The sequence below is a fragment of the Pandoraea thiooxydans genome (assembly GCF_001931675.1).
GTDB classification, from domain to species: domain Bacteria; phylum Pseudomonadota; class Gammaproteobacteria; order Burkholderiales; family Burkholderiaceae; genus Pandoraea; species Pandoraea thiooxydans.
Window position 1 is genome coordinate 2,908,496 of the sequence record NZ_CP014839.1, and the last position, 12,739, is coordinate 2,921,234.

The 12,739-nt window shown below is 63.9% G+C and carries 13 protein-coding genes and 1 tRNA gene; 6 read left to right on the plus strand and 8 right to left on the minus strand.

The window, feature by feature from the left end; translation table 11 throughout:
- Positions 1 to 46 precede the first annotated feature (46 nt).
- Entirely contained in the window at positions 47 to 838 is a 792-nt protein-coding gene (gloB, locus tag PATSB16_RS13355) for a hydroxyacylglutathione hydrolase (RefSeq protein WP_047216558.1), read from the minus strand.
- A 15-nt stretch (positions 839 to 853) separates the two neighbouring features.
- On the opposite strand from gloB, the gene PATSB16_RS13360 reads away from it, so the two are divergent.
- From PATSB16_RS13360 to trhA, 5 genes are all read left to right on the plus strand, one after another.
- Positions 854 to 1,690 carry a class I SAM-dependent methyltransferase gene (locus PATSB16_RS13360; RefSeq protein WP_047214603.1) on the plus strand — a complete coding sequence of 279 codons (837 nt, stop codon included), beginning with the start codon at positions 854 to 856 and terminating at the stop codon, positions 1,688 to 1,690.
- Positions 1,687 to 2,130: a ribonuclease HI gene (gene rnhA / locus PATSB16_RS13365; protein WP_047214604.1), complete on the plus strand. Its 444-nt coding sequence runs from the start codon at positions 1,687 to 1,689 to the stop codon at positions 2,128 to 2,130. Before PATSB16_RS13360 ends, rnhA begins: the two co-directional genes overlap by 4 nt.
- A gap of 17 nt (positions 2,131 to 2,147) precedes the next feature.
- The gene (dnaQ, locus tag PATSB16_RS13370; RefSeq protein WP_047214605.1) at positions 2,148 to 2,885 is read left to right on the plus strand and encodes a DNA polymerase III subunit epsilon; all 738 of its coding nucleotides are present in this window, start codon (positions 2,148 to 2,150) and stop codon (positions 2,883 to 2,885) included.
- A gap of 84 nt (positions 2,886 to 2,969) precedes the next feature.
- Positions 2,970 to 3,044: transfer RNA gene (locus tag PATSB16_RS13375), tRNA-Val, on the plus strand.
- A 244-nt stretch (positions 3,045 to 3,288) separates the two neighbouring features.
- Complete coding sequence (gene trhA, locus PATSB16_RS13380; protein ID WP_047214607.1) at positions 3,289 to 3,909, plus strand: PAQR family membrane homeostasis protein TrhA; 621 nt, start codon at positions 3,289 to 3,291, stop codon at positions 3,907 to 3,909.
- A gap of 48 nt (positions 3,910 to 3,957) precedes the next feature.
- On the opposite strand, the gene PATSB16_RS13385 is transcribed toward trhA, so the two are convergent.
- A complete protein-coding gene (locus PATSB16_RS13385) occupies positions 3,958 to 4,215 on the minus strand; it encodes a DUF4148 domain-containing protein (RefSeq protein ID WP_047214608.1) in 258 nt (85 codons plus the stop codon).
- Between the two features lie 190 nt (positions 4,216 to 4,405).
- Positions 4,406 to 6,754 carry a cytochrome P450/oxidoreductase gene (locus PATSB16_RS13390; protein WP_047214609.1) on the minus strand — a complete coding sequence of 783 codons (2,349 nt, stop codon included), beginning with the start codon at positions 6,752 to 6,754 and terminating at the stop codon, positions 4,406 to 4,408.
- A gap of 236 nt (positions 6,755 to 6,990) precedes the next feature.
- On the opposite strand from PATSB16_RS13390, the gene PATSB16_RS13395 reads away from it, so the two are divergent.
- Positions 6,991 to 7,830, plus strand: coding sequence for an IclR family transcriptional regulator (locus PATSB16_RS13395; RefSeq protein WP_047214610.1), 840 nt, complete (start codon positions 6,991 to 6,993; stop codon positions 7,828 to 7,830).
- Positions 7,831 to 7,916: 86 nt separating this feature from the next.
- On the opposite strand, the gene PATSB16_RS13400 is transcribed toward PATSB16_RS13395, so the two are convergent.
- The 5 genes from PATSB16_RS13400 to PATSB16_RS13420 all read right to left on the minus strand — a co-directional run bounded on the left by PATSB16_RS13400 (position 7,917) and on the right by PATSB16_RS13420 (position 12,733).
- Positions 7,917 to 9,242 (minus strand): MFS transporter, encoded by a 1,326-nt coding sequence (locus PATSB16_RS13400; RefSeq protein ID WP_206093702.1) that lies wholly within the window; start codon positions 9,240 to 9,242, stop codon positions 7,917 to 7,919.
- Between the two features lie 353 nt (positions 9,243 to 9,595).
- Complete coding sequence (gene hutG / locus PATSB16_RS13405) at positions 9,596 to 10,534, minus strand: formimidoylglutamase (RefSeq protein WP_047214613.1); 939 nt, start codon at positions 10,532 to 10,534, stop codon at positions 9,596 to 9,598.
- A 4-nt stretch (positions 10,535 to 10,538) separates the two neighbouring features.
- Positions 10,539 to 11,300: an amino acid ABC transporter ATP-binding protein gene (locus tag PATSB16_RS13410; protein WP_047214614.1), complete on the minus strand. Its 762-nt coding sequence runs from the start codon at positions 11,298 to 11,300 to the stop codon at positions 10,539 to 10,541.
- Positions 11,297 to 11,965 (minus strand): amino acid ABC transporter permease, encoded by a 669-nt coding sequence (locus tag PATSB16_RS13415; RefSeq protein ID WP_047214615.1) that lies wholly within the window; start codon positions 11,963 to 11,965, stop codon positions 11,297 to 11,299. Before PATSB16_RS13415 ends, PATSB16_RS13410 begins: the two co-directional genes overlap by 4 nt.
- An 18-nt stretch (positions 11,966 to 11,983) precedes the next feature.
- Positions 11,984 to 12,733, minus strand: a complete 750-nt coding sequence (locus PATSB16_RS13420) for a glutamine ABC transporter substrate-binding protein (protein ID WP_047214616.1) — start codon at positions 12,731 to 12,733, stop codon at positions 11,984 to 11,986.
- Between the last annotated feature and the right edge of the window lie 6 nt (positions 12,734 to 12,739).

Sequence of the window (12,739 nt, forward strand, 5' to 3'; positions counted from 1 at the left end):
GATGCACTTTTGGCTAAAATTAAGGGCAATCCCCTAGGAACTCCGGCTAACGAAAACCGTCCTTCCATGCCCGGATCGCGGCAAAGACACCCAGCCGGTCCAACGATGTCTGGCCCGCTTGAGAGATGGCGGCCTCGCGCACCTGCGGCGCGTTGCTGCGCAAAAATGGATTGACCGCCAGCTCGTGGGCGAGCGTGGTCGGCACGGTGGGCAGACCCGCTTGCCGCAGGCGCGAGGCCTCGTCCCGCCAGGCGCGCAGCGCGGCATTATCCGGCTCGCACGCCAGCGCGAAGCGGATATTCGACATCGTATATTCGTGCGCGCAGTGCACGCGCGTGTCGCCGGGCAGCGCGGCAAGCCGGTCGAGCGAAGCCAGCATCTGTGCCGGCGAGCCCTCGAACAGCCGCCCGCAACCGCTGGCGAACAGGGTATCGCCACAAAACAGCCGCGGCGCCTGGCCGTCTTGCGCGGCCATCCAGTAGGCGATGTGTCCGCGCGTATGGCCGGGTACACTGATCACGTCGAACTGCAGCCGCGGCGCCTCGAGCGCGACCCGCTCGCCGTCGCCCAGCGGATGGTCGACCGACGGAATCGACTCGGCCGCCGGCCCGTACACGGGCACCTTGCCATGCGCGAGCAACTCGGCCACGCCGCCGACATGATCGCCATGGTGATGTGTCAGTAAAATAGCGGAGAGTTCAAGACGATGGGCGCGCAGATAGTCGAGCACAGGCTGGCTCGCGCCCGGGTCGACCACGACCGCCTCGACGCCGTTGCTCAACAACCAGATATAGTTGTCCTGAAATGCCGGGATCGGCACCACGCTCAATGCAGCCATCATTCACCCACCAATATGTCCGATGCAAAGATTATAGACTGGCCCGCCTGGCTTGATTCACCGCCGGGCCGCTACGTGATGGCGTGGGAGCAGGCCCAGTTCGATCATTGGGTCGGCGACGTGTTCGGCTATCACGCGCTGCAACTCGGCTTGCCGGAACTCGACGCGCTGCGCGAAAACCGCATGCCTTATCGTGGACTGGTATTGCCGTTTCGCCCGCAGCAACGCCCCGCACCCGCGCCGGTCGAGGTACGCGCCGCGGCCGGCTGCGTCCACCCTCACGCTCACCACGCGCGCCCCGTGCGCGACGTGCTCATCAGCCGCTTCGACGAGTTGCCGATCGCGACCCAAAGCATCGATTTGGCGGTGCTGCCGCACGTGCTCGAATTCACCGAAAACCCGCACGACATTCTGCGTGAAGTCTGCCGGGTGCTGGTGCCTGAAGGACAAATCATCATCACCGGCTTCAACAACCTCAGCCTGTGGGGCGCGCGCGAGCAACTGGCGCGCCTGAGCGGCAAGCCGTTCCTGCCGCAGCCGGTCGACCTGATCGCCTTCACGCGCCTCAAGGACTGGCTCAAGCTGCTGGGCTTCGATCTCGACCGCGGCCGCTTCGGCTGCTACCGCCCCCCCATGCGCCGCGAACATTGGCTGGCGCGCTTCTCGTTCCTTGAGGCCGCCGGCGACCGCTGGTGGCCGATCTTCGGCGGCGTCTATGGCGTGCGCGCGGTCAAGCGCGTGCGCGGCATGCGTTTGGTCGGCCGGGTGCGCAAGCGTATACTCAGCCTCCAGCCGGAGCTCAAGCCGGTTGCCACACCCAACACGACACACCGCGACCACCCCGATTCATGACCCTGCCTCACGTAGAAATTTTCACCGACGGCGCCTGCAAGGGAAACCCAGGCCCCGGCGGCTGGGGCGCCCTGCTGCGCTCCGGCGCCACCGAAAAGGAATTATTCGGCGGCGAACCCCTCACCACCAACAACCGCATGGAATTGCTCGCGGTCATCCGCGCGCTCGAGGCGCTCAACCGTCGTTGCCACGTCGTGCTGCACACCGATTCGCAATACGTGCAAAAAGGCATCAGCGAATGGATTCACGGCTGGAAGCAGCGCGGCTGGAAAACCGCGGCCAAGGCGCCGGTGAAAAATGCCGATCTCTGGCAAGAGCTCGACCGGGTCAGCCAGCAGCACCAGATCGAATGGCGCTGGATCAAGGGCCACGCCGGTCACGACGGCAATGAGCGTGCCGACCAGCTCGCCAATCGCGGCGTCGCCAGCCTCCAAACCTAAACCTCGGACTTCACGCCATGCGCCAACTCGTCGTCGACACCGAAACCACCGGACTGAACCCCAAGACCGGCGACCGCATCCTCGAAATCGGCTGCGTCGAACTCGTCAACCGTCGCCTCACCGGGCGCAACCTGCACTACTACATCAATCCCGAACGCGACAGCGACCCGGGCGCGTTGGCCGTGCACGGCCTGACCACCGAGTTTCTCAGCGACAAACCCAAATTCGCCGAAGTCGTCGACGAATTGCGCGACTACATCGCCGGCGCCGAAATCATCATTCACAACGCGGCCTTCGACCTCGGCTTTTTCGACGCCGAATTCGAGCGGCTCGGCCTGCCAAGCTTCATGAGCCATTGCGACGGCCTGATCGACACGCTGCTGCAAGCCCGCGAAATGTTCCCCGGCAGGCGCAACTCTCTCGACGCCCTGTGCGAGCGCCTGGGCGTGAGCAACGCCCACCGCACGTTGCACGGCGCGCTGCTCGATGCCGAGCTGCTCGCCGAGGTCTATCTGGCCATGACGCGCGGCCAGGAAAGCCTGGTGATCGATCTGATGGATGCTTCCGCCGACAGCGGCGAGTCCGACAACTCCTGCGTCGCGCTGCATCAGATCGAACTGCCCGTGCTGGCCGCCAGCGGCGAAGAGCAAGCCCTGCACGACGGACTGCTCGACGAACTCGATAAAAGCGTCAAGGGCACCTGCGTCTGGCGCGAGACCCCTGCTGCCGGCCCGGAGGCCGGCACCCCGTCCTGAGCGCAAGCTCACCGGACGCCGGAAAAAGTCGATCGCCCCTCTTTACGGACTGCACAAATCATGGAATAATCGCGGTCTCTTTTCGGGTGGTTAGCTCAGCGGTAGAGCACTGCCTTCACACGGCAGGGGTCACAGGTTCAATCCCTGTACCACCCACCAAAAATCATCGGTGTGTGAAATCCCGAAGAATCAAGGCCCTACGGCATGAGCCGCAGGGCTTTTTTCTTTGTGCGTCGCCATGGCAACCGACGCCACCGGGGCACAAGATGGAAAAATCACGGCATTGCGTTCGGATGGGAGCAACCCCGCAACGCTGGCCGGGACATGTAAATTTATGTCACTACGGCCACAGCATTCTTCCCGGATCGGTATCATGAGTGCAATCAACCGGGAGAATGACCTCATGCACGTCGGTGAGCGATTCAACAGCATTACCCATCTCATCGGTGCGGCATTGTCGGTGGCGGGACTCAGCGCACTGGTCACGATAGGCGCGCATGACCATGACGCATACAAGGTGGTGAGCTTCAGCGTGTACGGCGCGATGCTGTGCGCGCTCTACGGGATCTCGACGCTCTACCACAGCGTGCGGGGCCCGCGGCTCAAAGCCATTCTCCAGAAGTGCGATCATTCGGCGATCTATCTGCTGATCGCCGGCAGTTACACGCCATTTACGCTCGTCACGCTGCGCGGGCCGTGGGGATGGTCGCTGTTCGGCGTAAGCTGGGGGCTTGCCGCGTTCGGCATCGCCCAGGAACTCACACTTGGCCAACGCACCCGCATCGTCTCAATGACTCTCTATGTGCTGATGGGCTGGCTGGCACTCGTCGCGATTGGTCCGCTGGTTCACGCGCTGCCCGCGGCCGGCACGGCATGGCTGGTCGCGGGCGGCGTGATCTACAGCGCCGGCATCTACTTCTTCATCAACGATGAACGCATTCGCCACGGGCACGGCATCTGGCACCTGTTCGTGCTGGCTGGCAGCCTGTGCCAGTTCGTGAGCGTCGTGCGATACGTCGCATAACGCCCACGGCGAGATGCCCGTCAATTTTGCGGCGTGACGCGCTCGGGCTTACTGCGCGGAGGTACCTGCCTGGCGTTGCGCCGCCTCGATCTGCGCGGTGCGGATCTGCAGTTGGGCCGCCTGCTCCGGCGTATACGGATAATTGATGTAGTCGACCGGCACCAGACCGAGCTCTTCGGCAGCCTGCAATTCCGCCAGCACGTGGGCACGAGTCACCCGGGTAGCGCTTTCATTGGCAAAAGCGCCGCTGGCGGCAACACTCAAAACGCCCGCCAGCATAAGCGCGGCATAAGTCCTTTGTTTCATGGAAAACTCCTGTTTTCATCTGCGTGGAGCCCCTTTTTTTCATTTCACGTAGAACGTGGGGCCATGAAAACCAGTATAGATTTCCGGATGCGACAGACCTAGATCGATTCCTGCAACAATCAATTGCACATATCGTGCTTGCCGGCGGCCGGGCGCCCGTGAGCAAGCGCGGCCCGGCCGCCGCAGCGCCTCACAGTTCCAGCACCAGCCGTTTGCCGCAGGCGCGCGAGCAGCATGCCATCATCTTGCCATTGGCCTCGCGTTCGGCGCGCGTGAGCACTACGTCGCGGTGATCGACCTCGCCCTCGAGCACGCGTACCTCGCACGAGCCGCACAGCCCTTCTTCGCAATCGCTTTGCACGTCGATATTGGCGGCGCGCAACGCGCTGAGCAGCGTCTGGTCGGCCGGGACGTGAACCGAGATGCCGGAATCCTTCAAAGTGACATCGAACGCATGCTCGTGGGTCGGATCGAGTTTGCTCAGGGTCGACTGGAAGTGCTCGACGCGCAGCGCATCGGCAGGCCATGCGGCGCAACCGGCGCTCAGCGCCTCGAGCATGCGCACCGGACCGCACGCGTATATCTGCGTGTCGGCATCGGGTTGGGCGAGCAGCGCCGGAAAGTCGTTGCGCCGCCCTTCATCCTTGGCATACACGTGCAGGCGCTCGCCATGCAGTGCGGCCAACTCATCGAGCAGCGCCATCGAGCGGCGGCTGCGACCGCTGTAATGCAACTGATACTCGATGCCGAGCGCCCTGGCCCGGCGCGCCATCGCACTGATCGGCGTGATGCCGATGCCGCCGGCGATAAAAATCGCGCGCTTGACGGTCTCGTCCAGACGAAAATGATTGCGCGGCCCGCGAATCCGCAGCCGGTCGCCGGCCCGCGCATGCTCGTGCACCCACCGTGAACCACCGCGGCTCTGCGCCTCGCGCAACACCGCGATCTCGAACACCGCCGATTCGGCCGGATCGCCGCACAGCGAATATTGGCGCGACACGCCGGTGTCGCCACATTCGACGTCGATATGCGAGCCTGGCGCCCAGCGCGGCAACGGCCGCCCGTCGGGCGAAGCCAGCCGCAGCCTGACGATATCCTCGCCGGCCGGACTCACGCTTTGCACCACCACGGTCCGATTGATCGCGTGCCCCGACGGCTCGCCAATGCGCACCGTCATGCGCGATTCAAGCACGCTGGCATCGGCCCGCTCGGGGTTCTCCCGAGGATCCCACTCGACCCATAAATGTTCGGGCCCGCGAAACGACGTGTTCGGTACGTAGGTAAACTGTTGCTCGGCCAGCCTCATGTGAGGCAGGCGCCGGGCAAATTCATCCAGGAAAATCTGCATCTCCATGCGCGCCAGGTTCTTGCCCATGCACTGATGCGCGCCATAACCGAAGGTCAGTTGATCGCTGGCATTCTCGCGCCGGATATCGAACAGATCGGCGTCCGCGAAATGCCGCTCGTCGTGATTGGCCGACGACATCACGATCAGCAGCTTCGCCCCCTCGGGAATCGCCACGCCGCCCACCGTCACCGCTTTGGTGGCCAGGCGCCGCCAGGCCGCCACCGACCCGTTGTGGCGCAGGCACTCCTCCACCGCGTTCGGAATCAGGCTCGGGTCTTCGCAGATCTCGCGCCACACGTGCGGATGCTGCAGCAGCAGTTTCATTGCATTGGCCGACGCATTGGCGGTGGTCTCGTGCGCCGCCACGATGCCGGCCATCATCATCGAATGCAGATAGGAATCGGTGACCACCTCGGGATGCGTCTGCTGCTTGCGCAGGCCGTATTGCATCCAGCCCGGCTGCGAGGGATCCTGCCGCATCTTGTCGAGCACCTTGCCGGCGAATTGCCAAAAGTTGCCTACCGCGTGCGCGACCTCGACCTGCTCCTGCGGCTTGGGCCGGCCCCATGTATTGACGGTATGCGCGATCGAATACTTGCGCAGCATCTCCATGTCTTCCTCGGGCACGCCGAGAAAGTGCAGCGCGACGGTCAGCGGCACCTCCCACAGCATTTGATCCACCAGATCGGCGCGGCCATCGTCGATGAAGCGATCGACATACTCTCGCGCCAGCCGCCGCACCATCGGCTCGTGATGCTTGAGCTGCTCCGGCGTGAAAGGCTCCATCAGCACGCGCCGGCGCGGCATGTGCGCCGGCTCGTCCTCATTGACCAGCGTGCGGTTCATTGCGTAACCATACGAGGCGAGCACCGCATTGGCCTCGGGCCCGGTCGGCGTGATCTTTTCCAGCGCGATCGACGGGCTGAAAGTGATGTTGTCGCGAAAAATCGCCTTGATATCGTCGTAGCGGGTCACGACCCAGTACCCCAGTTTGGGACTGTAGAACACCGGCTCCTGCTCGCGCGCCCACCTCACATATTCGGGCGGATCCTGCTGGTAACCGTCGCCGAACGGATCGAACTCGGCCGCGCGCGTGCCCACCGGGCAGCCGGTCGGCGATACGTGGGGGGACGCCGCGGCGTGGCTGAAAGGGCATTGGGCGGAGCTGGAATCGGGGGGCGTGTCGCTCATGTCAGGGACTCGGTCATTACTGGCTCGTCTCGGTTCGGGCTGTTTGCGGCACATCAGCCAGGCAATGCGCCAGCCCGCGACCGGCAGCATGAGCGCCGGTGCGCTGTCTGTTTACAGCTTTGTTTTGCGTAATTGTAGTACGCTATGCGTAATTTGACGAGGGCCGACTCGGCGCAAAACAAATTTTGCGCGCGGCTGGCCTCGACCAACACGCCGGCACCTTACAATCCGAGCCGATGAACAAGAAACCCGACTCCCTGGAAGTCTTTGCGCCAACCCAGCCGCCCGCCCGCGAGCGGCGCGCCCGCGTGCAATCGGCCGAAACCGGCATGGCCGTGCTCAAGGGGCTGTCGCGCCTGGGCGGGCGCGCCAGCCTGAGCGCGCTGGCCGCGCACGTCGGCGAGAGTCCGGCCAAGGTGCACCGCTACCTGGCCAGCCTGATCGAGCAGGGCCTGGTCGCGCAGGACGCCGACTCCCAGCACTACCATCTCGGGCTCGAAGCCATGCTCATCGGCGTGGCGGCAATGCGGCAGGCCGACCCGGTACGGATCGCCGAACCCTCGCTGGTGCGGCTGCGCGAACAACTGGAAGTGACCTGTTTTGTCGCCGTGATGGGCAACATGGGGCCGACCATCGTGCGCTTCGAGGAACCGGGCCTGCCGGTCACCGTCAACGTGCGGGTCGGCTCGGTGCTGTCGATGCTGTGGTCGGCCACCGGCCGGGTGTTCCTCGGGCTGCTCGACGAGTCGCGCGTGCGTGCGCTGGCCGAGGCCGAACTGGCCGCCGCGCCGCCGGAGTTGCGCGCCCAGTTGAGCAAGTGCGACGCGATCGATGCGATTGGAGCATTACGGCGGGAAGTGCAGGCCGCCCGCTGCGCCGCGGTCAGGGACACCAACCTGAAAGGCATCAGCGCGGTAGCCGCACCGCTCTACGATTACACGGGTCGCTTGTGCGCGGTGCTCACCGCCCTGGGAGCCACGGGAGGTTTCGACGCCGCCATCGACGGGCCGATCGCCACGGCCGTGCGGCGCGAGGCGATGGCCGCCAGTGCGCAAATGGGGTACACGGCAGGGTAAGAAAAAGGCGCGGCCTGGTGCCGCGCCCGTGAACTGCTATCGTCGTGCTACCGGCCGGTGCCGCGCAACACTCGCGGCGGCCAGCGTCAATGGCTGATTTTCTCCAGCGACAGCCCTCGCGTCGACGGTCCGAGCAGAATCATGAAAATGCCCAGGATCATCGAAATCGCAATAAAGACCGCAACGCCCGGCACACCGTAGCCGTTGATCAGAACCCCGATCGCCAGGCCGGCGAAGGCCGCGGCAAGCCGGCTCCACGAGTACACGAAACCGACGGCCCGCGCACGCACGCGGGTCGGGAACAGTTCGGCCTGATAATTATGGTAAGCGTACGACATGACGTTCGCAGCCAACGTGAACAACACGCCAAGCACGATCAGCAGCGCCGGAGACGAGGACTGCGAAAACAGCGCAATGACGATGCCCATGATCGCAAGACCACCGATGATCTGGGTCTTGCGCTCGAACTTGTCGGCGAACAGCGAGCCGATGAGCGGGCCGAACGGATTGGCGATCGCAATGATGAACGCATACTCGAGGCTGTGCGTGACGTGAATGCCTCGATGCATCAGCAGCGTCGGCACCCATGCGGCGAAACCGTAAAAACCGATCACCTGCGCCATGTTGAAGATCGACATGATGATGGTGCGCTTGAGGTATAGCGGCCCGAAAATTTCGCTGAGCGAACCCCGCCCTTCCTTCTCAGGCTGGACGGCTTGCGGCGTCGGCAGCGTCACGCCCTTCTCGGCAGCCACCCGACGCTCGATGTCGGCGATGATGCGCTCGGCTTCCTCGACCCGGCCGTGACGCGCGAGCCAGCGCGGGCTCTCGGGAATGTGACGGCGCAGAACCCACACCACCGCGGCGCCGACCGTGCCGATCAGAATCACCACACGCCAATAATCGAGACCGAACGGCTGGGTGCCCTTGAGAACGAAAGCCAGGAACGCAACCACCGGCACCACGCAAAACGTAATGAACTGATTGATCGCATAAGCGCGGCCGCGCTCGCTGCTCGGCATCAATTCGGAAATATATGTATCGATGGTCACCAGTTCGACACCGATGCCGATACCCGCGATAAAGCGCCAGATATCGATGGCGAACCCGGTGGTCTGAAACGCCATGATCGCCGTGCAGATCATGTACCACACCAACGACCAGGTGAACACCACTCGTCGGCCGAACCGGTCAGCCACATAGCCGAACAGCAACGCACCGAGCCAGAGCCCGGCAAAGGTGGCGAACACGAACGTGCCGAAGCCCGCGACCTTCAGCGGCCCCAGCGCAGCGAAGATTCCCAGCGATTCCGGCTTGAACAGCCCTGCCTGGACCATGCCCGGCGCCACATAGCCGGTGAAGAACAAATCGTAGAACTCGAAAACGCCGCCCAGCGAGATCAGAATCACCATGGTCCAGATGGTTTTCGATGGCGGCAGCCGATCGAGTCGAGATGCAATTTCAGCTGCTTTTTGTGAGGACATGCACGTCTCCTGTTAACTTTTAAGTTATATGAGTGCGCACCGGCGGCGGCCTCCGGGGATAGCGTCAGCCCGTTCCGGAGCGCAGAAAGCCACGCCAAGCGGATGCATTATCGTCCGGCACTCCTGATTGTGTCGATGGGTTTGGAGAAAAATTTTGATAGACGATTTCCTCGACCCCGCGAATCGGGGCGCGCCACGGCAGGCGGCGGCTCGCGGTCAGACCGGCACCGCGCCTGACCGGCGCGCCCGGCGCTCGGTGCGACGGGCGCGGTCGGCCGGCCTCAGCCGCAAATCAACTGATAGACGAGCCGGGCGGCCACACGCGCGGTATGGCGGTCGACGTCGAAGGTCGGATTGTATTCGGCGATGTCGGCCACGCGCAGCTTGCCCGTGCGCTGCACGCGCTTGACCAGTTCCTCGACCACCGCCAGCGGCACACCATAGGCGGCGGGCGCGGAAACGCCGGGCGCCACGCTGGCGGGCAAGACATCCATGTCGATCGTCAGGTAGACGTGGTCGGCCTCGGCAAGCCGCCGGTCGAGCTCGGCGGCGCGCTGCTCGAGGTGCCGCTCCTGCATCTCGAAGTCCTGAACATAATGCACGTCGAGTTCGGCGGCCCGGGCGAACAATCCGGGCGTGTTGGCCAGCCGGCTCACACCCAGGCAACTGTAAGCGAATGGTGCGCCGCGCGCCTGGCAGTCCGCCGCGATCTGGTCGAACGGCGTACCGGAGTTGGCCGGCCGAGCCGTGCGCAAATCGAAATGCGCATCGAAGTTGACGATCAACAGGCGGCCCGAATCGCCCCTCGCCTCGAGCCAGGCCCTCAGCCCGGCGTACGTGCCGTAGGCCACTTCATGACCGCCGCCGACCACTACCGGCCGGGCCTGCTGCGCCAGCAATGCGTGCACCGCCGCGCCCAACGCCTGCTGGGCGTCTTCCAGACGCTCGTCGGGGCAGCCGATGTCACCGGCATCGAACAGCACCGGCAATCCATGCGCCGGCACGTTGGCCAGGGCACGCCGCACCTCGCGCGGCGCAAGCGCCGCGCCGACGCGCCCCTGGTTGCGCCTGACGCCCTCGTCGCAGGCGAAACCCAGCAATACGGGCGCACCGGGCGGAACGTCATCGCCCAACGGGCGCACCACCTGGAACAGCCGCGTGGTGTCCCCCCGTTCTCCCGCATCCAGCCGGCCCTGCCACATCGAAACATCGATTGCCATACACTTACTCGCGGGAGATCACCGCCTGCAGAAAGCTGCGCGTACGCGCCTCTCTCGGTTGACTGAAGATTTGCGACGGCGGTCCGGCCTCGACGATACCGCCGCCATCCATCACCACCACCACGTCGGCCACTTCGCGCGCGAAGCCCATCTCGTGGGTGACCACCATCATCGTCATGCCTTCCTTGGCGAGCAGCTTCATGACTTGCAGCACTTCGCCGACCAGCTCCGGGTCGAGCGCCGAGGTCGGCTCGTCGAACAACATCACCTTGGGCCGCATCGCCAACGCGCGAGCAATCGCCACGCGCTGCTTCTGCCCGCCCGAGAGCCGCCCCGGCATGGCATCGGCCTTTTCGCTCAGGCCGACCTTTTGCAGCAGCGCCCTGGCTTCCTGCCGAGCCGCTTCGTGCGACATGCCGCGCAGCTTGCGCGGGCCGATCGTGATGTTGTCCAGCACCGACAAATGCGGAAACAGATTGAACGACTGGAACACCATGCCCACCTCGGTGCGCAGCCGGTTCAGGGCCTTGTCGGGCAGCAGCCGGCCATTGTCGAGCAGGCGCGTGCCGCAGATATCGATCACGCCCCGTTCCGCCACTTCCAGCCCGTTGCAGCAGCGCAGGAACGTGCTTTTACCGGATCCGCTCGGCCCGATGATAACGACCACCTGCGACGGCTCGACCTCGAAATCGATGCCCTTGAGCACCACGTGATCGCCGAACGACTTGGTCAGATCGCGAATTTGAACGATGGCGGAGCCGCTCATTGCACCATCCCCCCGGCGCGCAATTTGCGCTCCGCAAAACGCAGCAGCAGGCTGGTCGTGCCCGTCATCACCAGATACACCAGTGCAATCGCCAGATAAACTTCCAGCGAGCGATATGACACGCTAATAATCTTCTCCCCTTGATGCATCAAATCGTCGATGGTCAGCAGCGATACCAACGCCGAATTCTTGATCAGCGCGATAAACTCGTTGCCCAGCGGAGGAATCATTCGCACGATCGCCTGCGGCAGAATGATCGAGCGCATGGCCTGGGCCGACGACATCCCGATCGATCGCGCGGCCTCCATCTGCCCGCGATCGATCGACGCAATCGCACCACGCACCACCTCCGACTGATAAGCGCCGGAGTAGACGCCCAGCCCCAGCACGCCGCAGAAAAACGCCGGCAACATGATATTGAACTGCGGCAGTCCGAAAAAGAGCAGGAACAACTGCACCAACAGCGGCGTGCCGCGAATCACGACCAGGTAGACGGTACAGAAGCCGTACACGAACCGGTGCCTCGGATTGAGCCGGCCGATCCCGATAAGCAAGCCCAGCATGCAGCCGAGCAACAGCGAGGCGCTCGTCACCTCGATCGTCACGAGCGCGCCGTGCGCCAGCTCCGTCCACCCCTGAAAAACCGGCGTAAAGTCCAGTTGCATCCCTGTGTCCTCGTCGGCTTACTTGGCGTCCGGCCCGAACCACTTCTTCAGCAGCTTGGCATACGTCCCGTTGGCCTTGATCTTGTCGAGCGCCGCGTTGAGTTGCTGGGTCAGCTGCGGCATATCCTTGCGCACGGCCATACCGTATTCCTCGGTCGTCAGCGGCGTGTCGAGCACCCGCATATCGCCCGTCGTCTTGGCGTACTGCTGCGCGGCCGGCTTGCCGGTCACCGCCGCGTCGACCCGGCCGATCTGCACGAGATTGAACATGTCTTCATTCTTCTCGACCTCCACGCGCTGCACCTTCGGGTAGTGGGTGCGCAGGAAATCCACCGACTTGGTGCCAACCTGCACGCTCACCTTCTTGCCGTCCAGGTCAGCCGGCGTCTTGATCGCCGTATTGCTCTTCTTGACCAGCACCACCAGCCCGCCGTGATAGTAAGGCTGCGTGAAATCGACCACCTTCTTGCGCGCATCGGTAATGTAGATCGCCGACACCGCAACATCGAAGCGGTGCGCCACCAGCCCCGGAATGAGGCCCTTGAAATCGATATCGGTCCATTGCACGTGGCGTCCCATCTGCTTGGCCATCGCTTCGACCAGATCGATGTCGAACCCGGTGCGATGACCGTTCTGCACGAATTCCATCGGTGGGAAAGTCGCGTCGGTGGCAACGCGCAATACCTTGTTGTCTTGCGCATGTGCGATGCTCGCTGCCGAGCACAGGGCGGCCGTGGCCAGAATGAACTTGCGGCGTGTGATTAGCATGTGGGT